Here is a 23,064-nt window from a genome sequence, read left to right on the forward strand (position 1 = left end):
AGGCTTCCGCCTGCCTAAATCGGATAACCCATCATAAGCCTAGCATTTTCGCTCATCATATTTTGATTCCAGGGTGGATTCCAGACTACTTGAGCGCGTACATCCGTTACATCCGTTTGTGTTCTGATTTTCGATATGACATCGGAAGTAATCACATCTCCAAGAGGGCACCCTGGGTAGGTAAGAGTGAAATCAACCTCCGCTATGTTTTCCTCAACAACCTGAACCCGATATACCAATCCCAAATCGACAATATTCATATTCAGTTCCGGATCGATAACATCGTAAAGTGCATCCTTTACATCCTGATCACTTGCCACTCGTACCAGCCTCCAGTGCTAAAAACTTATCCAGAGTGGTATTCTCAACGAAGTCCATCCACCTATCTTGAAATATCTGAATAAGAGGTTTGATTGTACAACCGCATTCATCCTGCACGCAGTGCCCATCCACCGTTAGACAGTCAGCAATTCGCTCGTCCCCGCGAACAGCCTCGATAATCTGCTTCAATCGAATCAAACCTGGCTCCCTAGCCAGCCGATAACCGCCACGTGGTCCCATCTCAGCAAGAAGCACTCCTCCTCCTCTCAATTTTTGAAGAATCAAGGCCAGGAGTTTGTATGGGATGGTGTATCGTTTTGATAACTCTCGGGCCGAAAGCAATGTCTCATCCACCTGCCGGGACATCTCCACCAGGGAGATTAACGCATATTCCATGTCCTTATTTAATCGAAACATTAACGCTCCATTTATCTTGTCTTTATACTACCAAAAAACTAGTATAAGTCTGAAACAAAAACTGAGTCAACTCTTTTTTGTGTCAGAATCCTAAAAACACGCGGTCTAATCAAAAGAACCGCATCCCGCCTGAAATTGTTGTCAGCTTTCTTCCAAAAGACGATAAAATCTTGATTTTTTTGTGTGTGTTAAGATTTTTTTGTCATTTTGATTTTTTTGTGTTAAAATGAAGACTATGAAGAAGAACATTCTATTAATCGTAACAGGGCTGTTAATTCTACTTTGCTTAACTTCACCTTTGAGTGCCGTGGATCTCAAAATAGACTATCTTGACGGTAACCTTGAATACCGAAGAGATAACAACGCTTGGCAACAACTGGCAATTGGAGATCTCATTCCGGAAGAGGCGTCTATTCGACTCTCAGGCAATGGCTTCGCTGAGCTTTCCGCCGGAGCCAGGAAGATTACTCTTACGAAGGACGGAGTATACAACAATGACGACTTAGCCAGCGACAATACCAACTCCATCAATCTTCGTCAACTAATCGGTTCCAAGTTTTCATCGTTGATCAATCGCGCTGACACTTCGAAAAACACCGCTGCTGCGGTCCGGGCACGCAGGGCCAGTGACTATGGCTCCATTGCTTGGGAAGATGATTCAACCGACTATCTCCAGGATGGAATGACTCTTATGAGCAAGGGTGATTTTCTCGGGGCCAGGGAGTTGTTCAAAAGAGGAGCTCTGTGGGAATCCGGTGCTTTGCAACGTGAATGCTTATTCCGACAGGGAGAAGTTGAGCAAATACTGGGTAATCCTCGAATAGCGCGTGATACTTTGACTAGCATTGCCCCCCTCGAAACCGACCCATTTCTGGGTGAATACTCGGTTGTAATGGCTACTCTGTACATTGAGAGCAGGGAGTACGCGAAAGCCGACTCAATACTTGCTCTCTATCTGGATACTAATCCAAAGGATGAAGCAGCTCAGTCTGCCTGGTATCTTTCCGCACTCAGTATGGATGCGCAGGGAAACAAATCTGGCAGTCGGAGTAATTTGCAGAAAGCTGTAGAGCTCAACCCGGACACCCAAATTGGTATAAGTGCCGCACAACTGCTGAAATAGCGATACCCTCATCCCCCCTAGACATTGTGGCAGGCTACGAAATGGCCTGCTCCCTTGTCGATAAGCTCTGGGGTTGCTTTCGTGCACAAATCCGATACCAGGGGACAGCGTGTTGCAAAACGGCAACCATCCGGTGGATCAATTGGCGAGGGCACATCACCACGGAGGATGGTTCTCTTGTTTTTCCTTGTCAAATCGGGATCCGGTATTGGTATTGCGGACAGGAGAGCCCTGGTGTATGGGTGCTGTGGATGTGCGTATAGCTCATAGCTTTCGGCAACTTCCGCGAACATACCGAGATACATTACGCCAATCCTGTCGGAGATATGCTTTACCATAGATAAATCATGGGCGATAAACAAATAAGTGAGTTTCATCTCGTCCTGAAAATCTTCCAGCATATTGACAATTTGAGCCTGAATTGAAACGTCGAGAGCCGAAATCGGTTCATCGCAGATTATCAATTCTGGTTCCACCGCCAAGGCTCTGGCAATACCTATTCGCTGACGCTGTCCTCCGGAGAATTCATGAGGATAACGATTCGCGTGTTCCCGCTTCAATCCAACATAATCGAGTAGTTCGAAAATTCTTTCCTGCCTTTCCCGATCCTTGAAAATATTGTGAACCAGAATGCCCTCTCCGACAATATCTGTAACTGTCATCCGGGGATTCAAAGAAGCATAAGGATCCTGGAAGATCATCTGCATGCGTTTACGAAAAGGAAGGAGATTCTTCTCACTCATAGCCGTAAGATTGGTACCATCAAGGAAAATTTCACCGCCAGTAACGTTATATAGACGGATTATCGTTCGACCCATAGTCGATTTGCCGCAACCGGATTCACCAACAAGTCCAAAGGTTTCCCCGCGATCAATATGAAAGGAAACATCATCCACTGCCTTCAAAAACGATTTCCTGAAGATGCTCCCTCTCCGAATCCGAAAGTATCTGCGGAGATTTCTAACTTCCAGAAGGTGTTTTGTATCGATCAACAATCTTCCCCTTGCTATAGCCGTTGATTTTTGGCGCATTCTCATGAAGCAGCCAACACACGGATATATGAGTATCGCTCAAGCGAATAGTAGGTGCGGCTTCTTCGAGACATATCCTCATTGTGTATGAACAGCGCGGCGAGAAAGGACAACCTTTCGGCGGATACATTAAATTCGGAGGCGTACCCCGAATGGGTACTAGGCGCTTTTCGCTAATTGCCAGGTTACTCGGTATAGACTGGTGCAGCCCCACCGTATATGGATTTTGAGGATTGTAAAAGATATCTCTCTCGTTCCCCGCTTCCATAATAGTTCCACCGTACATTACAATTATTCTGCTGCAAACTTCGGCTATTACTCCCAAATCGTGAGTAATCAGTATTATTGAAGCATTAATGCGCGCTCTCAAATCGTTCATCAAATCCAGAATTTGAGCCTGGATGGTTACATCTAAAGCCGTCGTTGGCTCATCGGCTATTAGTAATCCGGGATTACTGGATAGGGCAGTGGCAATCATTACTCTCTGGCGCATTCCTCCCGAAAATTCATGTGGATAGCTCTTAATCTGTTTCTCGGGCTCCGGAATTTTAACTAGTCTCAACATCTCAACCGCCTGCGCGACAGCCTTTTTCCGACTTAGATTTCGATTATGATAACGAATAACCTCAACCATTTGATTTTCGATGCGATAGACAGGATTTAAAGATGTCATAGGATCCTGAAATATCATGGATATTTCATTTCCGCGCAATTCGCACATCTCGCGCTGACTCTTTTTCATCAAATCTTCGCCATTGAATATAATCTCACCCTGCTTAATCTTCCCGGGTTTTTCGATCAAACCCATTATCGAGAGCGCGGTAACACTTTTCCCCGAACCAGATTCACCGACAATGCCCAATACGTCCCCTCGATTCAGATAGAACGAGACTCCTCTAACCGCTTGAATTTCGCCCAAATGCGAAAAAAATGAGGTGCTGATATTCTTGACTTCAAGCAATGGTTCGCCGCTCATTGTTTCAGCCCTTTCTCAGCCTGGGGTCTAGCGCATCGCGCAGTCCGTCTCCCAGGAAATTGAAAGACAACATAGTAATTGCAATGGCCATCGACGGGAAAAACAACTGATATGGAAAGGATAGAAGCGCAGAGAGCGCATCCTCGGTTAGGGTTCCCCAAGATGCCATGGGAGCTGAAACCCCCAAGCCAATAAAGCTTAAAAACGCTTCAGTGAAGATGGCTCTGGGAATCATCATCGTCATGGATATGATAATCGGGCCGATTGTATTGGGTATCAGATGCCTCGATATGATTGATCGCTTCTTCACACCCAGCGCTCTGGCGGCTAAAACAAATTCCTGCCCCTTCAGGGATAATACCTGTCCTCGTACCAGTCGCGCCATAGTAACCCAATAAACACTTCCCAACGCGATTATCATTGTCCATAGGCCGCGGTTACCCACCAGAACCATAATGAGAATCACATAGATGAGTAGGGGGATAGAATTAAGGATATCGACAAATCTCATCATGAGGATATCGGTGCGGCCCCCCTCATATCCGGCAATACTGCCATACACGGCCCCTATTAGCAGATTCGCCAATGAGGCCACGAAGGCCACAATAAGCGATATTCTGGCGCCGTACATAACTCTAACTAGAATACTCCTGCCAATCGAATCGCTTCCAAAGGGATAGGTTCTGTTGAATACTGTCTTCGTAGCTTCGGTTATCGGATCACCCCCGTTAGCCACGAGGGTGAAATTATAGTCGGCCTCTTTGCCTGGCAGCAGATTATAAGAAAAATCCAATTCTATTTCTAAACCCCGCCTGGCATCAAAATATGTGTAGGCTTTCCTCTCCAAATCTTTGTTCGTATCGAAAATCCGCTCAAGTATTTCACCCTTTTCACTAACACGAAGCAAATTATAGTCTTTCGTCAGGAAGACATAGTAATCATCAGCCACTTCGTAAATGTCCAGTCTAGGTGGTGTCCTGGCATAGTCCAAAATCTGATCCGAATACGAAAACCGCGAAAAGAACGGCCCCAAGACTGCAAATAGGATGGTGCTTATTACCCCGGCAAGCCCAGCCATGGCCAATTTGTGCTTCTTCAATCGACGCCATGCATCCTGCCAATAGGTAAGAGATTTTTCAAGTGTTTCCAGATTCTGACTTTCTTCTTTGCTCACAAATCCGAAATAATCAGCTTCGGATGGCATGTCTAAGGGATTTCCTTATCAAATCTTATTCGCGGATCAATCATAGCGTATAAAACATCCACCAGATAAATCATTAAAACGTAAAAGGAAGCATAGAGCACCGTAACGCCCATAATTACAGTGTAATCACGGCTACTAACGCTCTCAACAAAATATCTCCCGATGCCAGGAATAGCGAAAATGCGTTCAATAACAAAAGATCCTGTCATAAGAAGAGCAATGGTGGGTCCCAGGTAGGTAATCACAGGTATCAGGGCATTTCTCATTGCATGTTTGCCGATTACAGACAGTTCCTTCAAACCATTTGCGCGTGCGGTTCGAATATAGTCCTGCCTTAGCACCTCCAGCATACTCGATCGGGTAAGTCGCGCCACAAAAGACAACGAATATCCGCTTAAGGCAAGTATAGGCCCGATATATGCCCATGGAGTTCTCAATCCAAAACTGGGTACCCACCCAAGTTTTCCAGCAAACAGATAGATATACAAGGTGGCTATAACAAAATTCGGGATTGTAACTCCCAAAGTCGCCATGAACATAACAAAGTAATCAACAGGACGATTCTGCTTCAGGGCAGATACTATCCCAACAGGGATACCAACTAGAATTATGAGCAAAACGGCAAGAAACCCAATCTTTGCGGTAGCTGGAAAACCAAGTCCAATCAGCTTATTTACGGAAACACCCACCCTGGAAAACGACGGACCCAAGTTAAAAGTCAACAAGCTTTTCATATAGTCGAAATATTGAACAATTAGCGGCGCGTCCAAGTTGTATTTAGCATTCAACGCCCGCATGATTTCATCTGGCACCGGACGTTCTCTTGTAAACGGCCCTCCGGGTATGGAACGCATCATGAAAAAGGTTACCGTCGCAATCAAAAAAATCGTAAACAGGGATTGGATAAATCGTCTAAAAAAGTAATTTCTCACGATGCTGTCACCCTCGAAGAGTATTTTGAACTAAAAAGGAAGGCCGATCGTCTCCGAACGGCCCACTTCCTTACGCTTTATCTTTCAAGATAGGCACCACTAAAATCCAGTGCGCTGAGCACGCTCCTTGTCCAGTTCTTCACTTGCGGTGATGATAAGTAAATCTCGGTGTAATAGTACACAGGGGCAATCGGCAAATCAGTCATCAAAATCTTTTCTGCTTCATAAAGAGCTTCAAAATGCTCCGCGCCGACTGTCTTATTGGCATAGGATACAAGCTCGTCAAAGGTGCTATTGTTATAATGGCTATCGTTATAGTCATTATCTACCTGAAATATAGCAAGTAAACCCATGGGGTCCATGAAGTCTGTCAGCCAGCCGCCTCGGCAAACTTCGTATTCACCTTGCTTCCGCGTATCTTGGAATACTGCCCATTCCTGGTTGATAAGGTCGGTTTCGATGCCCAAATTTGTCTTCCACATTTCCTGCACCACTTCGGCCACCAGCTGATGGTTCTCGCTGGTGTTGTATATGATGGTGAATTTTGGGAATCCTTCACCATTGGGATATCCGGCCTCCGCCAATAAGCGTTTTGCCTCTTCAATCCCACTTCCGTCAGTCGGTATTCCACTGCTGGCGGCAGTTTCGGCGAAATCGTTTCCCTGGTGATCAATGAAACCCACGGGTACAAAACCAGCTGCTGGAATTTTTCCTCCACCCACAATCTCACAAATTTTTTCCCTATCAATGGCAAGGGTAAGCGCCCTTCGCACCCTCTCATCCTTCCACATGTCTAAATCCAGATTGAAGCTGTAATAATATGTACCAAGTAAAGGGAATATATAGAATTCTGGATTTTCCGCAGTCAGTCTGGGAATTTCCGATGGAGGCACATCATTTAGAAAATCGAATTCACCTGCCTGATAAGCGGTGTATGCAGTGGTTAAATCATCAATGAATGCAACTTCGATAGCAGAGAGTTTCACATTGTCTGCCTTCCAATAGTTGGGATTTTTCTCCATCCTCAAACCTTCACCAATTGTGTATTCCGCGAGTTTGAAAGGACCGTTGCTGATAGCCAGTTCTGGATCGCTTGCCCAAATCCCATCCGGACCGGCCTCAACAGAGCTTTGCTTGACAGGCATGAAATGATAAAAAGCTACAAGCGAAATGAAATATGATGTTGGGTTTGACAGTTCTACTTGCAAAGTATAGTCGTCCAGGGCTTTGATTCCAACATCTTCCAAAGAGCCTTTACCTTCCGCAACATTCTGAGCGCCAACCACGTTGGTATACTCCCAAATCCAGGAATACTCAGATGCCGTTGCGGGATCCATAGCGCGCTTCCAGGAATATTCGAAATCGTGCGCCGTCAATCTGGAACCATCAGACCACAGCGAATCACGAAGTTTGAAGGTAACAGTTTTTCCGTCGTCGGAGATTTCCCAACTCTCTGCAATACCAGGTTTAACAACACCTGCCTGTTCACGAACCAGGCCTTCATACAGGTTACTGATAACATCGCCACCATCAGTTGCGCCGTTCAGAGCGGGATCTATAGTTTTCGGACCGGAAGATGAAAGATTCCAATAAAGCGTTGATGCAAAATCCGAATCCCTGTCATCCCTGTCTCCTTTGCCGCTAACGATGGTTGTCACCCCTAGTAGCACAAGCACCAAAGAAATCAGTTTTCTTCTCTTCAAGATAATCCTCCTTAAAATTGAATTTTATACCTTCTCAACATTGTTGTCTACTGGTGATTGGCTTCTGATTTCATTCAAGTCTAAATATCTAAGGGTCGCAAAATTCCTTATGCTTTCTCATCGTTGAAGAGCGGTCCCTAAAAAATTGCCGTATGTTTTGTGTAAGCAGGCTGTCTGAACTAATCAAGTATCAGTCATGTCAATTTTCCAGAATAACTATCTCTACCCTTCGATTCTTTTTCCTGCCTTCAGTGGTGGAATTGTCGCCAATTGGCTGCGAATGCCCCATGCCGCGAATCACCACTTGTGACTCTGTTCTTACTCCCCGCTCGATAAGAAACCGAGCTACGGCCTGTGCGCGTTGATAAGAAAGCTCCCAACCATCCGAACTTCCCGGGGGTTTTGCAGTATGCCCAACAACTAGAATATCTCTATCTGGATAACGTCTAAGCACTCCCACAATTTCCTCCAGCTTCTCCTCCTCCCCACTAAGCATCCGCGCCTCGTCTGGCACAAAATGTATATCATTCAGTGAGATACTAACTCCCTCGTCAATGGATTTGGCCCTAATATCATCGCTGGTTAAATCTTCAATCTCTTCGATTATCGAATTCTTATCGAGCACAGTATAATATACTGCCTGACCTTTCGAGGTACCCTTGAAAGTGAACACTATCCCATCGTTCATAAGATAGCTGTATTCGAACCCTCCCGTTTCCGCATAATTCCTACCAGAACTGGCATCCCATAATACTTCCTGCCAAAATGTTCCAATAATTTCAACGGGAAACCAAGCATAAGCATCAAAAAGTTTAAGCGTGTCCAAATCCGGAGTCCACTGATAACTGCAATCTATTGAAACTCTTTCCATCCGTCTCCCGTCACGCTCGATCGATTCCAGATATTTGTAGTGCGCTGCAAATGGAATCTCCAGAAGCATGTCAATTTGAAAGAACAGCTTCTTGAAGTCGAAAACTTCTACACCGCTGGCTGTCCATCCCGCACCCAAAGGAACAAAACCATCAGGATAAACTGGGATATTGCGGGTCATCGGTACCGGAGATTCCGTTCTGATACCTGATATACGCCCTCGAACATCTCTCCGATACTCAACTTCATAATTTTCAAACCAGGAATAAATATCAGAGTCTGTCGCCTTTTCGGATATCTGATAATTGACTCGCAACAAACCACCATCTCCCTCTCCTTCAACAACCTCAACAGAAATCTTGTTTCGGATCTGCGAACTGGAACTGTACTCGCCATTTACCAACACTTCCTCATCTATAATGCTGGTTAAATGCCACTTGTCACCCTTGTTGTGGATGTAGTTAAAGCGAGTCTGAGGGAAAATTCGAGAACTGGAAAAGAATGCGAATAGAGCGAACACAAGGCATCCGACACGAACTCGCCACATCACCAACCGAATGGTTCCGAGTGCTAAGGTTTCAGGTCGACTACAACACGCAAACACGGAATTAATCTGTCTCACGCGCTCCAGCAACATTACGATTATCGCTTGGGAAACGCTTGAGCGAGCAGTATCGCAAATGATGAGAATTCAGGCACTGAAGTTAAGAATCAACCCTGCCTTTACCTGACTTGACACCGCACCATACTCCTTAATCTCGGTTTGTTGCAAACCAGCAAGGCCGGAATTGCTAACTAGATGCTTCTTTCTTGCCTGCAACATGCTGACAATGCGATTAAGTAAAAACAGTCTGGAAATCGGCACCGTGTTCTCACCCGCGGAAGCAGGGGTGCCTGAAACGTGTCTGAATTGTGCGAATACAGTATGAGAGGGTTTAACGGGAACCGATACGCGTCCGTCGGACTGGGAAACACGCACTATCCGAAGAGGTGATAACTGGCCACTTACCGCAACGGAATCCATTTTAATCCTCACAACAGCATTATCGGAGAATTCAAGTATGAAATTAACTTAATAGCTAATGCATTCTTCGGTGTTCGGAATTGGTTTGACAGTTTATGCACATAACCGCATAGGGAATGGCGCTAAGACGTTCATCAGTGATTCTTTTCCCACAGCTCACACAAATCCCGAAGCGACCATTCTCAAGACGGCCAAGAGCCGCTTCAATTCTTTTCAACCTCACTGTATCCTTTGTTCCAATGACTTCCAGAATTCGAGCATCTATATCATTGGAAGCCACATCCGCAAGGTCTTTCACACCCATGTCCTCTACGGCCGCTCGGAAATCTTTGTTTTCATTGATTAGAGTATTGAGAACTTCTTCCTTGAGTTCTGTCAATTTCCGCTGCATTTCGGTTTTGAACTTCTCGTTCATAAAAACTCCGTGTAAAAACGCACACAATTTGAATGATAGTTCTCAGTTTGTCAATAAGCTTGGGAGATTGTGGGCACAATCCAGATTGGAAGATAACCGAATGCAACATTATTTTTGCGGCCTTGACTGGACGCTACGCCGTAAAATATTGTACGTTCGGAACTAAAGGTGAAAACAAAGCTTCAGGAGGACGCTTTTTGAAGGAAGAGGCCATAGAAGTGGAGGGAGTTGTGAAAGAGTCACTTCCCAATACAATGTTTCGAGTTGAACTGAAAGCAGGTCACCTGATTTTGGCCCACCTATCAGGAAAAATGCGGAAACACTACATTCGTATCGTACCTGGTGACAGAGTTCGCGTTGCCCTGTCCCCCTACGATCTCACTCGGGGCAGAATAATCTACCGAGAACGCTGACGTAACAGAAACCAGGTTACGCCCGAACCGCCGTCCTTTGCTTTAGCTCTTCCAAACCCTCCAACTTCGGTGCTACTCTCAAGACAATTGCGTACCACAGACCCCAGTATCGCCTGGCCTTTAGAGTGCAGCCCTTTGCCATGAATAATCAATCCCTTTCGAAGCCCACGCCTCCGCATTGAGCCAATAAAGGCCCCTATCTCCCTCCTCGCCTCTTCCTCAGTTGAGCCATGCAGATCCAACACATCCTGGTGAGCCTTCCGCCTCCAGTTCACTCTCATCTTGTTAAGATGGTTAGAATCTCCCTCCTCCTTATCTCCAAGCGCCCGGGCATCAGGTGGATAATCATCAAGCCAGTTCCCGCTAATCGCGGCCGTGCTGAGAACCACCAGAAAAGCCTTCCGAACCACAGAGCCATCGAACCAACTTACCAGGCCGCGCCTGCTCTGTCCGTTTTCCCGGTCACTTCGACGATTTTTCCATCTATCCAATATCGTATCGAAACTCATCCCTAATATCTCCCCGAAACAACAATCAGCAAGGAACGCGGTAACCAACCCCCCAAGCCATAACCGGTCCGTACCAGGCAATAATCATCCTTAAAAAACAACAATTCTCAACATTTCACCTGCGAAAGTTGAATCAAGTCGGCAGCCAGCGAGCCCGGAAATTTCTTAAGCGGTTTTGAATCTTCTTTCACCCCCGCTGTATGTCGATTCCAAAGATGATCGCAAACTCCTACAAAGACAGATGATGAAAGCAAAAAGAACGTACATATTATGAAAAAAAATTCACTTCCCTTTACACCCCTTCAAAACATCAAAATAGCCAACGACAGCAGAAGTGGAATAAAAACAGAAGCCGGTGGAAAAGACAAGGTGGAGGGAATCTGGTTTGAAAGTTCCAGGCGATTCTCCGGGATGCTGTTTCAACTTGAGAGCCGGGCTCCTGGCGGAAGCCAACAGCAAGGGCACAGACAACACGAGAATCAGCGATAACGCCGCCAAGACTCCACTTGAACAGTTCCAGGCTCAACTTCCTCTGTCCGAGAAATATCATCAACACTGGAAAACCCGACAGGTACGAAACGTCCAAAGTCCATTTCTCACAATGAAAAAAGATTTCTCAATAGCGAAACAGGCTGGGTTCCAAGAAGCAAATCAGCATTGGAACCATGCCCCGCGGTCTCGATATCTGTGCCGTCCACAGTGGGCAAACCAGGTTCCAGACGGGCGGCTCAAAGATCCAGCATACCCTGGCTTTTGTCATGGGCACCGCAAGCATAGCCTCATCCCTTAAATGCAACGAGCGAAAATTTCGATAAGGAATCCAGCCTCATCTTCGGGGCGCCTTCTAACGGGAAAGAACTGGAGAGCCTCGACACCTTCTTCATCCGTGCCAACCTCCAAAACATCCGACTTGGAAGCTCGAAAATCCGCGAGCCACTTCTATCTCATCTTACCCATTCCCAGAATTCTTCATATTCCTTCTTAAATAAATTCTTATAAACGAAATAAATTCTTATAAACGAGTTAAAAGAGTAAAAGAGCAGTTTGGAATATCCAAGGACTGTAAATCCCGCCTTGCTTCCTGCATCTAAGAAATCCAAAAGGCCTGAGGGAATCTGCACCTGTCCTTTATTCGACTCACGGCAACCAGGGAAACAATGCAGCGTCGAATCTCCTGCCGGCTTTGATTGATTCTATGGTTTCTTAGAATTTGATGTCTGAGTTCAACACTTCCTTACAATGTTATCTTAATCTTATCCACCACCTGTTCAAGAACCGCAAGTTCCTCATACCGGGCTGGAATAGTCAACATTAATCTTGATTGGAAAACAATCAAGCCGGCTTCTGGAAGTCGATAGGTTCCTTCCTGCTCAATCGAATTCCGGGTGGCCATAACAAGAAGTGGCCTGGGTAAGTTCTGTTCCCCAATTGTAACCTGGTTCTCGAACACCGCCTCCAGTAAGGCAGATTGAACCTTCGCAGTTACTCTGCTGATTTCATCAGCCAATACAACATTGTAAAAAACGGCCCTCTGCGAGTACAAATTCGCCAGTCTGCTGTCTGCTTGAGTCTGCCGGCAGCAAATCCGGAGTAAACTGAGCATCCAACCCTTTAATGACTTCGTCAGGCCGGATACGCCTTCAACCAGTATATGACCCGACGCAATCAGTCCAATCAGCCAACTCCCTCATGTCCCACCCGCCGTCCTGTTGTCTTACGAGCTTCATCCACACAGATTCATTGCGTTATTGATTTGTGTCGCGATATCCACGCAATTTCCCCTTAAGTCCGGTAATCGGAATTTATTTTTACGTACTCTTCAGACAAATCTGAAGCAATCACCGATGCGGAGGCCATTCCCATATTCAAGGCAATCTCAATCTCCACCTTCTTCTCGTGAATCGGCCAACCATGCGGGGGTATGGGCAGCTCCGAATCCTTAAGATAGCTGTGCAAGAATTCCTCCATCTTTTTTCCCAAATGGAACGCGCCATTGCGGAAAACAGTTCTGCCTCCAATGCCCAGTTCCAACTTCTTAGGATTGATTCCAATCCCCAGGCGTCCGCACTCCGCTCCAAGCGACTGGAGAATTCGCCCAACGTTAGGATCGTTGCCCCTTATCGCCAACTTGCTTAACGGAGCATTGGCCACAGCGCGGGCCAATCTATGGGCCTCGGCGGTATTTGAGGCACCAGCAACGCTTACCCTGATTACATGGGCGCAACCTTCACCGTTTCTAACTACATCCTCAGCCAAATTGAATGAAACTTCCATCAGAGCATTTCTGAACTCATCGTTGCCAGGGTAGGAATGCAGGCAGGAGGACAAAAGAAAAACTGAATCGCTTGTGCTGGTTTCGCCGTCTATGCTTATTCTGTTGAAGCTTCCATCCACCACCTCCAGGAAAATGCGCCTTCCGACGTCCCGTGGAAAATCCACATCGGTGAGAATAAAGGCGAGCGCTGTCGCCATATTCGGCTCAACCATTCCCGCTCCCTTGGCAATACCCAAAATTCTTCCCGCACCACAGTCGTGTGAACGCACCTTTGGCCAGGAATCAGTTGTCATGATTGCTTTGGCAAATTCGAGAATCAAACCCGTACTCATATTACCTTTGAGGTCCGTGAGCGCGGCTTCTATCTCTTTCAAAGGCAAGGCCCAGCCAATAACCCCCGTCGAAGAGGGGAAATAAGGTGCAGAGTCGCCAAAAATTTCGCTACAGAATTCCGAAAGTCGCCAGGAAGCTTCGAGTCCTCCCTCTACGCCAACATTGGCCACCCTATTGTTTACGAGGACTCCCTGAATCTGAGAACTCTCAAGCAGTTCTCGTCCAACAACAATGGGCCAGCCAGGAAAGGCGTTTCTTGAAAAAACCCCTGCAAACGACGCCGTAGGCTGCAGCATTCTTATTAAACCAAGATTCATTTTTTGAACGCCACCATTCGGTCTTTCCGGCGGCACAAATTCCAGCGAGCCCACCCCAACCTCAAATCCGTCGGGAAGAACCGCGTCTTTTCTCAATCTACGTTGATATGCAGAAAAACTAGGGTAAAGCATTCGGCCACATAATAGCCAGTTTTACGGAGCTAAGCCAACTCCGACCGCGATTTAATTATTCGCGTAATCAAACCGTATTCCAAAGCCTCTTCCGCATTGAGCCAATAATCCCTATCGGTATCTCCGGCAACCTTTTCCAGCGACTGGCCCGTCTCACGTGCAATCAGGACATTAATCTTTTCCCGCAGTCTTTCCAGTTCCCGCGCATGAATTTCAATCTCGGTGGCCACCCCACGCATACCCGAAAGAGGCTGATGAATCAGGAAATGGGCGTTGGGTAGGCTCAATCTGTTCTCTTTGTTGGCGGCAAGATGTACCAAGGCAGCCGCGCTGGCGACAGTGCCCATTCCAACTGTTATAATTTCCGGTTTCACAAAACGCAGCATGTCGAAAATCGCATATCCGGCATCCGCATCCCCTCCAGGCGAATCAATAAACACTTTGATAGGGATATCCCCCTCGGCCTCCAGCAAGAGTATGTTCCGAATCAGCCTCTCCGCCAGTTCTTTATCTATGTCCCCTGACAAAAGCAGCGTCCGGGTTTCAAGAAACTTGGACTGCAAGCCATCATAATCGTTTTTCTCCGCCAATCTTTCCTTTTCATAACTGTTTCGCATGCAACTCTCCTCCGAAATACTGGCAAGGTTCGCCTTCGCAACAGATGGATAACCTGGCCTTGTTCTCCCCTTTTGACACTCCTGGATATCAATAAGTATAACATGGTGTTCCGAGTTTGCCCATCGGATTATTTTTGCTGGATACCCTAAAGCAATTGTCAACAGGGCGGGGACAAAGCAGAGTCCGAACAGAGGGTGCTAGTATAGCGCAAGCAGCTCCGATACTCGCCTGGCTCCCAGAATGTGTAGAAAATTTACCATCCGCGGCCCTTTCGTCTTGCCGATTAAAACCAGGTAGAATACCGCAAAAAAATCCTTCGAATCGAGTTCATATTCATGAATGACATCGTACATCGCCGTGTTAAAATCTCTCTCGAACACTCTGCCGAGTTTCGTTTCCACCAGGGTCTTCATGCTCCTCAGCGCTCCCAGCAAAGCGGGAGAGACATTCGGCAAATCAATTGGACCGTCGGAGGGGTTCCTCAGGTTGAAACGAAAATCCTCAGGTGCGCAATTATTCAACCAGCTTTGGGCACAGGCCGCGCGTACTCTGAAACCATCCCTGTCTTCCGCAGGCACATCGCCAAGAAAATTGATTACCGCATCCGTTATTCCGGAATAAATTTGAAGGAGGGTGGTAAGATGGCGAAACTGAATCTGATAGGGTTGTCTTGCTGGCACGGCGGCCACCTGTGAAAGTTCATAGATACGCGCGTTCTTATACCATTTCGCCTTGGGATTTTGTGGCTTATTGAAGTAGTCGCGCTCAATACGATCGTAGTCCTCGTACATTTTAATCACATCCAAATCGAAACTGATGGCAAATTCACTATTTGGCCGCGTGCCGACAAACATGAAGCGCACTAGCTCGGGTTGATAATATCTAAGCACCTCCGACAACGGCACCATCTGCCCCTTGGAAGCGCTAATCTTTCCGCTCCCACCCTTAATCCGCACGAAATCATATTGGAAAGTAATTGGCGCAGCATATTTGAAAACCTCCCTGGCGATTAGCTTTGCCGTATCAAAACTCCCTCCCTCACTATGATGATCTTTCCCAGCCGGCTCGAAATCCACTTTTTCAAAGCGCCAGCGCATCGGCCAATCAATCCGCCAAGGCAGCTTGACACCTCCGAAGCGCCGAAAATCCACCGTCTCATTATTGCCGCAAGCATCGCACACATAAGAAATCACATAATCAGCGGGCCTGGCCAGCACTCTTGTTGTATCCCTCCCGCACGCGCCGCAAAAAACTTTCAGGGGATACCAATCGCTATCCAGCTTCTCAGTCCGAAAGGCATCCAGCGCCTGGCGAATCACATCCCCCTTATCGAGAGCCAGCCTTATATCTTCCGCGTAACACCCGGCCTTGTAGCGCTCGGTTTGATAGATGTATTCCGGTTCAATTCCCAGAAGAGGTAAAATTCTCTCAAGTTCCTCCTCATTGTGAGCCGCATAGCTTTCCCGCTCTCCTATCATATCGGGAACACTGGTAATTGGCCTTCGCAGGTAAACCTCCAAACTTTGCGACATGTTTTCCGGAACTTTGCGGAACACATCATAGTCATCCCAGAAGTAGATGAAACGGACTTTTACCCCCCGTTCACGTAGGGCCCGAGCCACCAATTCCACCGAAATAATCTCCCGGAAATTTCCAATGTGTACCGTACCCGAAGGTGTAATCCCGGAGGCGCACACATAAACTTCCTTCCCCTGGCGATCGCGGATAATCTTAGAGGCGGTTATATCCGCCCAGTGGTTTAGTCTACCCTCATCCTGTTTCATAATTCGCCGATCCTACCCACACAAGGCACCTCCAATCAAGGGTAGCCGGAATCGAAACCCGAGAAGTCGAAAAAACTGTAAACCAGGGCTTTCTCAAATTTGCACCTAATAGAATGCACCCGCGCGTCCGATACACTATAGCGATGTCTCGTTTGGCTTTGCCGATAATCTGCGTCTTACTATACACGAACGTCAGCCAACTTCCTGCATGGGAGGATACAGGGGTGGCTTCCTGGTATGGCGGTGTTTTTCAAGGAAGAAAGACGGCAAATGGCGAAATCTACGACGCCATGCAATTCACCTGCGCGCACAAAACTCTGCCCTTTGGTACTTACTTAACGGTTACGAACCTGGAAAATAACCGGACTGTCCGAGTTCGAGTAAACGACAGGGGCCCCTTTGTCAACGAGCGTATTATCGATCTCAGCTATGCCGCGGCCAGGGAACTCGGGATGATCCAAAACGGAATCGCGAAAGTGCATATAGAGGTAGAAGAATCGGCCATACCGCAAGTGCGCTTCAATATCCAGGTTGGCGCATGGAAAGATTTCGATAGGGTGCTGGCTCACAAAAATCGCCTGGACGAGGCCGGAATAGATTCGCGAGCCGATTTGCAACCCAATGGGATTACCCGCCTCATTGTTGCGGAACTTGCCGAGGAAGAAGTATTCCAAACTGTAATTGAATTGGAACGCCTGGGATTTACCAATCTTTTCATTTATCAGCTCCAATAGCACAAGGCAGCTTTAAGGGCCTCCCCATCCTAGTACGCCAAGCACATCCCCCCGATAAGAATTATGCGTTTATGAGACGTCGCCAAGTGAACTCTATACACACTCGGTGGCTGGCTGACAAAACAACCGAAATCCCAACACCAAATTCCTACGATGGTCGTCTCAAATCCGCTGCTGCTAATTGACGCCAGGCTTTCTATTCAATCTCTTCCCAGAAAGCCACCGAAACTGATCGTATTTCAGTTTCAATAATTCGGCCGCCTTCCCCTGATGCCCACCGGCTTTCGCAATTGCCTTTTTCAGAAGTCTGTATTCCAGTTCCTGCACTTCCTTTTTCAAATCGATGGGCCATGCTGTGGATTCTTTCAGCTGGTTTTTACCTGTATCCTGCCCACCCTTTCCAACTTCGGCAGTTTGTTCTTTGATGAGCGTTTCAGTTGAGCCGGCGGTCTCAAGCACAACTTCGCCGTTGGATTGCCAGGGGCTTGCAAAGGGGTTGACTGTCAAACTCTCAAGCACCGGGGCTTCTTGCCTGTATACTGCCCTCTCAATGACATTCTTGAGCTCCCTTATATTTCCAGGCCAGCGATACCCCCGAATAATACGAAGCGCCTCATCTGAAAGAATTGGAGACTGCTTCCTTCCCAGTTCCCGGGCCATTTTAACGGCAAAATGATTAGCCAGTTTTACAATATCATTCCCTCTCTCCCGCAGGGGCGGGAGAAACAGCACCTCGAAGGACAGGCGATCGAGCAAATCCAGCTTGAACAAGCCATTGTCACAGAGTTTAGGCAGATTTTGATTTGTGGCTCCAATAATGCGAACATCCACCTCAACCGTCCGCGAGTTCCCGACTCTTTGGAAAGCGCCATACTCAACCACTCTCAAAATCTTCTCTTGAACCTCAATCGGTATCAATCCAATTTCATCGAGAAACAAAGTGCCATTGTTTGCCTCCTCAAAACGGCCTTTCCGAAAGTCTGTCGCCCCGGTAAAGGAACCTTGTTCGTGACCGAAAAGTTCGGATTCAATCAAGCCGGGTGAAAGAGATGCGCAGTTTAGTGCTACAAAAGCCCCTTTCCAGCGCTGAGAAAGATAGTGCAGACGGTTGGCCGCAAGTTCTTTTCCAGTGCCTCGATCGCCGATAATAAGTACTGGGCGGTCCACCCGCGCCACTCTCCCAAGTAAGTGCTGAAATTCAAGGAACACCTCTGATTCGCCGAGGGCTTCTTGCGGTCCTCCTGTATATTTCATCCGGATATTTTACAAGAATTTGATATTTCATGCCAGAGAATTTGGTATTTTTTACCATTTTCTGCAAGCATCTCCTCCATAACAACGATTGGCATGATACTTGCTTTCTTAAAAGTAAAAAGTAATACGGAGGATAACATGGGAGTTTTTAGCAGATTGGGTGATATTGTCAATTCCAATATCAATGCGATGCTTGATAAGGCAGAAGACCCTGAAAAGATGATTCGCCTTATGATTCAAGAGATGGAAGACACGCTTGTAGACCTGAAATCTTCGTGCGCCGCAAAGATGACGACTCGGGCCGAGATGGAGCGCGACCGCAACGAATTCACTGAAAAGATTGAGCGCTGGGGAACGCGAGCGATACTTGCCGTCGAGAAGAAGCGGGATGATTTAGCCAAAGAGGCTTTGCTTGAGAAAAAACAACACCAGACTCAACTGGAATTTGTACAAAAGGATTTAGAGAACTATAATCGTCTTATAGAGGAGTGCAAAATCAACATCAGTCAGCTTGAATCGAAGCTTGATGAGGTGATAATGCGACATAAAATGCTGATTCAACGTGGTATTCATGCCGTCGAAAAAAAGAAGGCTCGGAACCTTGTATCCAACGCAACCGGTGCCCGGGCGATGATGCGTTTCGGAGAGCTGGAAAACCGTATTGAGAGGATAGAGGCCGATGCCGATTTGGCGGGCAGCACAAACGATCTTGAGAAGCAGTTTAACAGATTGGAATCCGATGGGATTGTAGAGAAAGAACTGGAAGCATTGAAGAAAAATTTGGATACGGCCAGGAAGCCCACGACAAGCAAGAGCCAGAGCGTTGGGAAAGACGCATAAAGGGAGGAGTTAAGGATGTCCACTCGTAAAAAATTATACCGATCGCGAGATGGCCTGATATTGGGTGTATGCAAGGGAATCGCCGAATGGAGAGAATTCCCAGTCGAGCTGGTTCGCTTGGTATTTATCCTGCTGGTTGTTCTTGCAGGGATGTCCATTTGGATATATTTCATCTTGGCTCTGATTTTTCCATTGGAACCGCGCTATGGAAAGGATAGGCGCAATCATTATAGTAAAAATATGGATGAGGAATACGAAGAACTCAAAAAGGAATATCGAAAAATGGCCGATGATATCAACAAGGAGCGAGATTGGGAGAACCGTTTTTCCAAGAAAAGCTAATCAACATGAGGTGGATGGTTTTGAAAGCCCGCGTAGGCCCGCCGAAAAAACGCGGTGTGAGACTGTTCACCTCTTTGCTTCTGTTTGCCCTTTCCGCGAGACTAAGCGCGCTTCCCGTGCCCATTGGAGAGGTGGAAATCGGACTGGAAAGCTTCGATGGGTATCAGGAAGGCATGGCCTATGTCAGTACTGATGAGAGTGGAACTATGCTGGAACTTTTCATCAGCTATAAGGGCTTTGGTTTGGACAATGTCACCTGGACACTCAATTCGGAAGATTTGCTTACATTTCGCGAGGTTTCGACGAACGCCGCCTGGTGGCGTTCGCGTCTGCTGGAAATGAATATTGAGCAGGCGGTGGAAAACGACGCGGCCCTGATAAATCCCAAACTGGTGTATTCCCATCGCAAGAGACTCTATCCTTTTGAAGGTGCCGAGCATCTTCTGAAGTTTGTTCGACAGGGCCGTGATTACGCCCTGACTGTCGCTGAAACTTCACCCGGGGCCGGAACCAAGCAAGTGGAAGAGAAGACTCTTCCCGTATTCACACTTCATTTTGCGGGAGCTCAGTTGCCTATATTGAGAGACATAATATCTGATGAAAACGTAAGCTTCCTTCTGAGTGAATACGCCGCGGAAAAGGCGAAAATCCAAGCGGTTCTGGAAGGCGGGCCGAGCGGGAACTAATAGCTGCGCTCCCCGCGAAGCACGCCGAGTAGTTCCACTTTGGAACGGACTGAAAGTTTCTTGTAGAAATTGGACACATGGTTGCGCACGGTGTTCGGGCTTATGCCGAGATTCAGAGCAATTTCGACATGGGTTAAACCCTGAACGATAGACCGCGCAATATCACGCTCACGTTCGGTGAGGGGGAGGGTTTCCGGAATGCTCCGCTCGGCAATGGACACCTGAATATCGACGCTCATTTCTCTTACGTAGAATACAATTCCTGCCGTAGCCATCCAGAAATAGTAGAGAGACAAAAACAAGAAGCGTATGGAACGACTCAACATCGGAATTCCACCGCTTTCCCCCAGCAGCCTGCTTGCCATAACAAGCGGTAGGAAAATAACCGTTAAGAGCGTGATTAGCAAGACGGTTACCCTGGTGGGGCCTCCTTTTATCTGCGATGCGCTTCGAACTATGTCCACTAAGATTACGCCGAGCGCAAGAAAGTATAGGAAGCCGGCCGCAATTGAAATCGGCCGCAGGAAACCTGTTAGTAAATACACCGCGCCCAAGGCAAAATAAACTGCACATGCAATGATCGATGCAATCCTTCGAAGCCAGGTCCAATTACGGGCAATTATGTGATTCACTGTCGCCGGTAAGTAGTACAGCAATAACGCATAACCAGCGAATTCGGCCATACCAGTTCCAATTGTCACTCCCCGGCCACCGCTAAGGAGCTCTGCCCAGTAAAATCGGACTCCTGCAAGCAAAAGGAGTATGGCTAAATAAGAAATAAACAAAAACGTGTTCAATCGCCTGGTATTGCGCTGTCGCAACCAATAAAGCAGGCTCATCGACACAGCGGAAAAGGTTGCCCCTACGGCGAATATGTATATGAACAAAAATATATGATCAATCAACTTGCTTTGCCTTCGAGTCTTAAATTCATGTATTTTCGCAACGTCGGGGTATTTTGCATTTCGATACCCTTGATTTAATCGTCGCTTTGTTTCCTAGTATAACATATGACATCGGTTAACTGAATCCAACTATGTTAAGTGGCCTTTTTTTCGCGTTTATTCCAGTTGCCATCACTAGCCGTTTTTGTTATACGTCCTTGTAACATTTTTATCCATACCCAAGGAGTTGTTATGGAAAAACATGAGCTTGCAGGCTATATAGACCATACACTGTTAAGGGGAGGGACAACTAAAAGGCAGATTCGGCTGTTGTGTCTGGAGGCAAAGGAATATGGCTTCAGATCTGTTTGTGTTAACAGTTGCTGGACTTCGTTTTGTTCGGAGTTTCTTGGGGATACTGACATTGCTACCTGCGTGGTGGTTGGGTTTCCACTGGGGGCGATGGAAACCATGTCAAAGGCATATGAAGCCAGAAGAGCAGTGGAACTGGGAGCCCGGGAAATAGACATGGTAATGAATATTGGAGCCTTCAAATCGAACGATTCGAATTTAGTTCGAGATGATATTGCCACGGTTGTGGATGCTGCCGGCGATGCGGGTGTCAAGGTAATTATAGAGGCTTGCTTGCTTACAGATGCAGAGAAAATAAACGCCTGCCTGATGGCCAGGGATGTAGGGGCCAGTTTTGTAAAAACTTCAACTGGCTTTAGTGAGCATGGAGCCACTGTCAGGGATGTTCGTCTGATGCGAAAAACGGTTGGAACGGATATGGGAGTGAAGGCCGCCGGCGGAGTGCGCACTGCTGAAGACGTTATTGCGATGATTGAGGCCGGGGCCACGCGCATCGGAACCAGCGTAGGGGTAAGTATCATTGAGGGCGAGAAACTGCCATCCTCTTATTGACAGTGGCAAGACGAGAGGGTGAAATTCCCGATTGAGGCAACAGCTGTTTCCATTGGCTTTGCCCGAAATCATTGACCAATAGTGGAACTGTCAAGTAGCATAGCTTGGTGCGCTCTGTAGGGGCGTTTTTATTTACTCCTTGGTAGGTGAAGAGCAATGGCGAGAAACACGAAGGCTCGTGGAAAAATCGTCCGTCGTCTAGGTGTCAACATTTACGGTAACAGTAAATACGATAGATTGCTTAAGAAGAAGCCACAGAAACCAGGTAAGGAAAGAGATTTTCGGAGCAGAGGCAAGGTTAGCGATTACGGACGCCAGCTGCTTGAGAAGCAGAAGCTTCGACTATCCTATGCTTTAAGCGAAAAACAGTTTTTCAACACCTTCGTGAAAGCGAAGAAACTTCGCGGGCTTACTGGCGATAATATGATGATTCTGTTGGAACGACGTCTGGATAATGTGGTTTATCGTCTTGGTTTGGCAACTACGCGGGCACAGGCGAGGCAATTTGTCAGCCACGGCCATATTCGCTTGAATAGCAGGCGCGCGAATGTACCGTCAATGGTGGTTCAAGTGGGAGACAGTATCAAAGTGAAGGAATCAGAATCGAGCAAGAAACTCCTACGGGAAAGTTTGGCGCATAGCAACCAGATTATGCCGGGCTGGCTGTCAATTGATGGAGATGCTCTTGTTGGATCGGTTGAGCGACTGCCTGACCGGGTTGATATACCATTGATTGCAAATGAACAGATGGTGGTGGAGTTTTATTCGAAATAGAGAGCATAATGTCTCTGTTTAGCGGGTTTCATCATGGAAAGCCGAGATAAACCCGGCAGAATCTATGGCCGCTTTTTCCCCGAAACTTCCGCAAGCGGGAAGTTTGATTAGCATGTGATTGATGCGTAGGAAGGAGAACTTTGGAGACTCTGATCAAATAACTCTGTGATTACCCGAGACAGTGGAGGTGCTCTCAATATACGCATCGAATGAAATGGGCCGAGTTGCC

Annotated in this window: 26 protein-coding genes; 9 read left to right on the top strand and 17 right to left on the bottom strand. The window is 47.0% G+C overall.

Going from position 1 to position 23,064, the window contains the following annotated elements; all coding sequences use genetic code 11:
* Positions 1–14: 14 nt before the first annotated feature.
* Positions 15–320, bottom strand: a complete 306-nt coding sequence (locus tag S1OALGB6SA_RS02200) for a metal-sulfur cluster assembly factor (protein WP_200881596.1) — start codon at positions 318–320, stop codon at positions 15–17.
* Complete coding sequence (locus S1OALGB6SA_RS02205) at positions 310–738, bottom strand: RrF2 family transcriptional regulator (RefSeq protein WP_037561125.1); 429 nt, start codon at positions 736–738, stop codon at positions 310–312. Before S1OALGB6SA_RS02205 ends, S1OALGB6SA_RS02200 begins: the two co-directional genes overlap by 11 nt.
* 235 nt (positions 739–973) lie before the next feature.
* Here S1OALGB6SA_RS02205 and S1OALGB6SA_RS02210 point away from each other — a divergent pair, with 235 nt between their 5' ends.
* Positions 974–1,861 carry a tetratricopeptide repeat protein gene (locus S1OALGB6SA_RS02210; RefSeq protein WP_037561124.1) on the top strand — a complete coding sequence of 296 codons (888 nt, stop codon included), beginning with the start codon at positions 974–976 and terminating at the stop codon, positions 1,859–1,861.
* Positions 1,862–1,878: 17 nt separating this feature from the next.
* On the opposite strand, the gene S1OALGB6SA_RS02215 is transcribed toward S1OALGB6SA_RS02210, so the two are convergent.
* The 8 genes from S1OALGB6SA_RS02215 to S1OALGB6SA_RS02250 form a co-directional block, all read right to left on the bottom strand.
* Entirely contained in the window at positions 1,879–2,757 is an 879-nt protein-coding gene (locus S1OALGB6SA_RS02215) for an ABC transporter ATP-binding protein (protein ID WP_503465865.1), read from the bottom strand.
* A gap of 64 nt (positions 2,758–2,821) precedes the next feature.
* Entirely contained in the window at positions 2,822–3,868 is a 1,047-nt protein-coding gene (locus tag S1OALGB6SA_RS02220; protein WP_124032401.1) for an ABC transporter ATP-binding protein, read from the bottom strand.
* A 4-nt stretch (positions 3,869–3,872) separates the two neighbouring features.
* Positions 3,873–5,042 carry an ABC transporter permease gene (locus S1OALGB6SA_RS02225; protein ID WP_230204366.1) on the bottom strand — a complete coding sequence of 390 codons (1,170 nt, stop codon included), beginning with the start codon at positions 5,040–5,042 and terminating at the stop codon, positions 3,873–3,875.
* A gap of 32 nt (positions 5,043–5,074) precedes the next feature.
* On the bottom strand, positions 5,075–6,004 hold the full coding sequence (locus S1OALGB6SA_RS02230; protein ID WP_230204367.1) for an ABC transporter permease: 930 nt from the start codon (positions 6,002–6,004) through the stop codon (positions 5,075–5,077).
* 77 nt (positions 6,005–6,081) lie between these two features.
* A complete protein-coding gene (locus S1OALGB6SA_RS02235; protein WP_195910245.1) occupies positions 6,082–7,707 on the bottom strand; it encodes a peptide ABC transporter substrate-binding protein in 1,626 nt (541 codons plus the stop codon).
* A gap of 199 nt (positions 7,708–7,906) precedes the next feature.
* Positions 7,907–9,097, bottom strand: coding sequence for an OmpA/MotB family protein (locus S1OALGB6SA_RS02240; protein ID WP_195910246.1), 1,191 nt, complete (start codon positions 9,095–9,097; stop codon positions 7,907–7,909).
* A gap of 171 nt (positions 9,098–9,268) precedes the next feature.
* Positions 9,269–9,601: a hypothetical protein gene (locus S1OALGB6SA_RS02245; RefSeq protein WP_124032405.1), complete on the bottom strand. Its 333-nt coding sequence runs from the start codon at positions 9,599–9,601 to the stop codon at positions 9,269–9,271.
* A 55-nt stretch (positions 9,602–9,656) separates the two neighbouring features.
* The gene (locus S1OALGB6SA_RS02250) at positions 9,657–10,016 is read right to left on the bottom strand and encodes a TraR/DksA family transcriptional regulator (protein ID WP_124032406.1); all 360 of its coding nucleotides are present in this window, start codon (positions 10,014–10,016) and stop codon (positions 9,657–9,659) included.
* A 197-nt stretch (positions 10,017–10,213) separates the two neighbouring features.
* On the opposite strand from S1OALGB6SA_RS02250, the gene infA reads away from it, so the two are divergent.
* A complete protein-coding gene (gene infA, locus S1OALGB6SA_RS02255; RefSeq protein WP_124032429.1) occupies positions 10,214–10,429 on the top strand; it encodes a translation initiation factor IF-1 in 216 nt (71 codons plus the stop codon).
* Here the strand turns inward: infA and S1OALGB6SA_RS02260 are convergent.
* Positions 10,414–10,938, bottom strand: coding sequence for a Smr/MutS family protein (locus S1OALGB6SA_RS02260; protein ID WP_124032407.1), 525 nt, complete (start codon positions 10,936–10,938; stop codon positions 10,414–10,416). The genes infA and S1OALGB6SA_RS02260 overlap by 16 nt on opposite strands.
* 270 nt (positions 10,939–11,208) lie before the next feature.
* Between S1OALGB6SA_RS02260 and S1OALGB6SA_RS02265 the strand changes: the two genes are divergently transcribed.
* A complete protein-coding gene (locus tag S1OALGB6SA_RS02265; RefSeq protein ID WP_124032408.1) occupies positions 11,209–11,427 on the top strand; it encodes a hypothetical protein in 219 nt (72 codons plus the stop codon).
* A gap of 745 nt (positions 11,428–12,172) precedes the next feature.
* Here the strand turns inward: S1OALGB6SA_RS02265 and S1OALGB6SA_RS02270 are convergent.
* The 4 genes from S1OALGB6SA_RS02270 to lysS all read right to left on the bottom strand — a co-directional run bounded on the left by S1OALGB6SA_RS02270 (position 12,173) and on the right by lysS (position 16,397).
* Positions 12,173–12,481, bottom strand: a complete 309-nt coding sequence (locus tag S1OALGB6SA_RS02270) for an AAA family ATPase (RefSeq protein ID WP_230204368.1) — start codon at positions 12,479–12,481, stop codon at positions 12,173–12,175.
* A 239-nt stretch (positions 12,482–12,720) separates the two neighbouring features.
* On the bottom strand, positions 12,721–13,995 hold the full coding sequence (locus tag S1OALGB6SA_RS02275; protein ID WP_124032409.1) for a bifunctional ornithine acetyltransferase/N-acetylglutamate synthase: 1,275 nt from the start codon (positions 13,993–13,995) through the stop codon (positions 12,721–12,723).
* 29 nt (positions 13,996–14,024) lie between these two features.
* Positions 14,025–14,612, bottom strand: a complete 588-nt coding sequence (locus tag S1OALGB6SA_RS02280; protein WP_124032410.1) for an ATP-dependent Clp protease proteolytic subunit — start codon at positions 14,610–14,612, stop codon at positions 14,025–14,027.
* Between the two features lie 198 nt (positions 14,613–14,810).
* Positions 14,811–16,397, bottom strand: a complete 1,587-nt coding sequence (gene lysS / locus S1OALGB6SA_RS02285) for a lysine--tRNA ligase (protein WP_124032411.1) — start codon at positions 16,395–16,397, stop codon at positions 14,811–14,813.
* A gap of 224 nt (positions 16,398–16,621) precedes the next feature.
* Here lysS and S1OALGB6SA_RS02290 point away from each other — a divergent pair, with 224 nt between their 5' ends.
* Entirely contained in the window at positions 16,622–17,131 is a 510-nt protein-coding gene (locus S1OALGB6SA_RS02290) for a septal ring lytic transglycosylase RlpA family protein (RefSeq protein WP_230204369.1), read from the top strand.
* 177 nt (positions 17,132–17,308) lie between these two features.
* On the opposite strand, the gene pspF is transcribed toward S1OALGB6SA_RS02290, so the two are convergent.
* Positions 17,309–18,385, bottom strand: a complete 1,077-nt coding sequence (gene pspF / locus S1OALGB6SA_RS02295) for a phage shock protein operon transcriptional activator (RefSeq protein WP_124032413.1) — start codon at positions 18,383–18,385, stop codon at positions 17,309–17,311.
* A 138-nt stretch (positions 18,386–18,523) separates the two neighbouring features.
* Between pspF and S1OALGB6SA_RS02300 the strand changes: the two genes are divergently transcribed.
* Genes S1OALGB6SA_RS02300 through S1OALGB6SA_RS02310 form a run of 3 tightly spaced genes read left to right on the top strand, consistent with a single transcriptional unit; the run spans position 18,524 to position 20,253 of the window.
* A complete protein-coding gene (locus S1OALGB6SA_RS02300) occupies positions 18,524–19,225 on the top strand; it encodes a PspA/IM30 family protein (protein ID WP_195910247.1) in 702 nt (233 codons plus the stop codon).
* Between the two features lie 15 nt (positions 19,226–19,240).
* Positions 19,241–19,567, top strand: a complete 327-nt coding sequence (locus S1OALGB6SA_RS02305) for a PspC domain-containing protein (RefSeq protein WP_124032415.1) — start codon at positions 19,241–19,243, stop codon at positions 19,565–19,567.
* Positions 19,537–20,253, top strand: a complete 717-nt coding sequence (locus S1OALGB6SA_RS02310) for a hypothetical protein (RefSeq protein WP_124032416.1) — start codon at positions 19,537–19,539, stop codon at positions 20,251–20,253. The genes S1OALGB6SA_RS02305 and S1OALGB6SA_RS02310 overlap by 31 nt, the downstream gene beginning before the upstream one ends.
* Here the strand turns inward: S1OALGB6SA_RS02310 and S1OALGB6SA_RS10750 are convergent.
* Positions 20,250–21,158 carry a LuxR C-terminal-related transcriptional regulator gene (locus tag S1OALGB6SA_RS10750; RefSeq protein ID WP_124032417.1) on the bottom strand — a complete coding sequence of 303 codons (909 nt, stop codon included), beginning with the start codon at positions 21,156–21,158 and terminating at the stop codon, positions 20,250–20,252. The two genes, S1OALGB6SA_RS02310 and S1OALGB6SA_RS10750, sit on opposite strands and share 4 nt — an antisense overlap.
* 231 nt (positions 21,159–21,389) lie before the next feature.
* On the opposite strand from S1OALGB6SA_RS10750, the gene deoC reads away from it, so the two are divergent.
* Together deoC and rpsD are read left to right on the top strand one after the other, a co-directional pair.
* Positions 21,390–22,061: a deoxyribose-phosphate aldolase gene (gene deoC / locus S1OALGB6SA_RS02320; protein ID WP_124032418.1), complete on the top strand. Its 672-nt coding sequence runs from the start codon at positions 21,390–21,392 to the stop codon at positions 22,059–22,061.
* A gap of 156 nt (positions 22,062–22,217) precedes the next feature.
* Complete coding sequence (gene rpsD, locus S1OALGB6SA_RS02325; protein WP_124032419.1) at positions 22,218–22,835, top strand: 30S ribosomal protein S4; 618 nt, start codon at positions 22,218–22,220, stop codon at positions 22,833–22,835.
* Positions 22,836–23,064 lie beyond the last annotated feature (229 nt).

Source organism: Olavius algarvensis spirochete endosymbiont, assembly GCA_900608495.1.
Taxonomy (GTDB): domain Bacteria; phylum Spirochaetota; class Spirochaetia; order DSM-2461; family DSM-2461; genus UBA2779.

Bases quoted from the DNA above. Each gene is read 5' to 3' on its own strand.
- lysS (WP_124032411.1), bottom strand. From the start codon at position 16,397: ATGAAACAGGATGAGGGTAGACTAAACCACTGGGCGGATATAACCGCC.
- rpsD (WP_124032419.1), top strand. From the start codon at position 22,218: ATGGCGAGAAACACGAAGGCTCGTGGAAAAATCGTCCGTCGTCTAGGT.
- S1OALGB6SA_RS02205 (WP_037561125.1), bottom strand. From the start codon at position 738: ATGTTTCGATTAAATAAGGACATGGAATATGCGTTAATCTCCCTGGTG.
- S1OALGB6SA_RS02220 (WP_124032401.1), bottom strand. From the start codon at position 3,868: ATGAGCGGCGAACCATTGCTTGAAGTCAAGAATATCAGCACCTCATTT.
- pspF (WP_124032413.1), bottom strand. From the start codon at position 18,385: ATGAAATATACAGGAGGACCGCAAGAAGCCCTCGGCGAATCAGAGGTG.
- S1OALGB6SA_RS02260 (WP_124032407.1), bottom strand. From the start codon at position 10,938: ATGAGTTTCGATACGATATTGGATAGATGGAAAAATCGTCGAAGTGAC.
- deoC (WP_124032418.1), top strand. From the start codon at position 21,390: ATGGAAAAACATGAGCTTGCAGGCTATATAGACCATACACTGTTAAGG.
- S1OALGB6SA_RS02245 (WP_124032405.1), bottom strand. From the start codon at position 9,601: ATGGATTCCGTTGCGGTAAGTGGCCAGTTATCACCTCTTCGGATAGTG.
- S1OALGB6SA_RS02265 (WP_124032408.1), top strand. From the start codon at position 11,209: ATGAAAAAAAATTCACTTCCCTTTACACCCCTTCAAAACATCAAAATA.
- S1OALGB6SA_RS02275 (WP_124032409.1), bottom strand. From the start codon at position 13,995: ATGCTTTACCCTAGTTTTTCTGCATATCAACGTAGATTGAGAAAAGAC.
- S1OALGB6SA_RS02305 (WP_124032415.1), top strand. From the start codon at position 19,241: ATGTCCACTCGTAAAAAATTATACCGATCGCGAGATGGCCTGATATTG.
- S1OALGB6SA_RS02280 (WP_124032410.1), bottom strand. From the start codon at position 14,612: ATGCGAAACAGTTATGAAAAGGAAAGATTGGCGGAGAAAAACGATTAT.
- S1OALGB6SA_RS02250 (WP_124032406.1), bottom strand. From the start codon at position 10,016: ATGAACGAGAAGTTCAAAACCGAAATGCAGCGGAAATTGACAGAACTC.
- S1OALGB6SA_RS02300 (WP_195910247.1), top strand. From the start codon at position 18,524: ATGGGAGTTTTTAGCAGATTGGGTGATATTGTCAATTCCAATATCAAT.
- S1OALGB6SA_RS02210 (WP_037561124.1), top strand. From the start codon at position 974: ATGAAGAAGAACATTCTATTAATCGTAACAGGGCTGTTAATTCTACTT.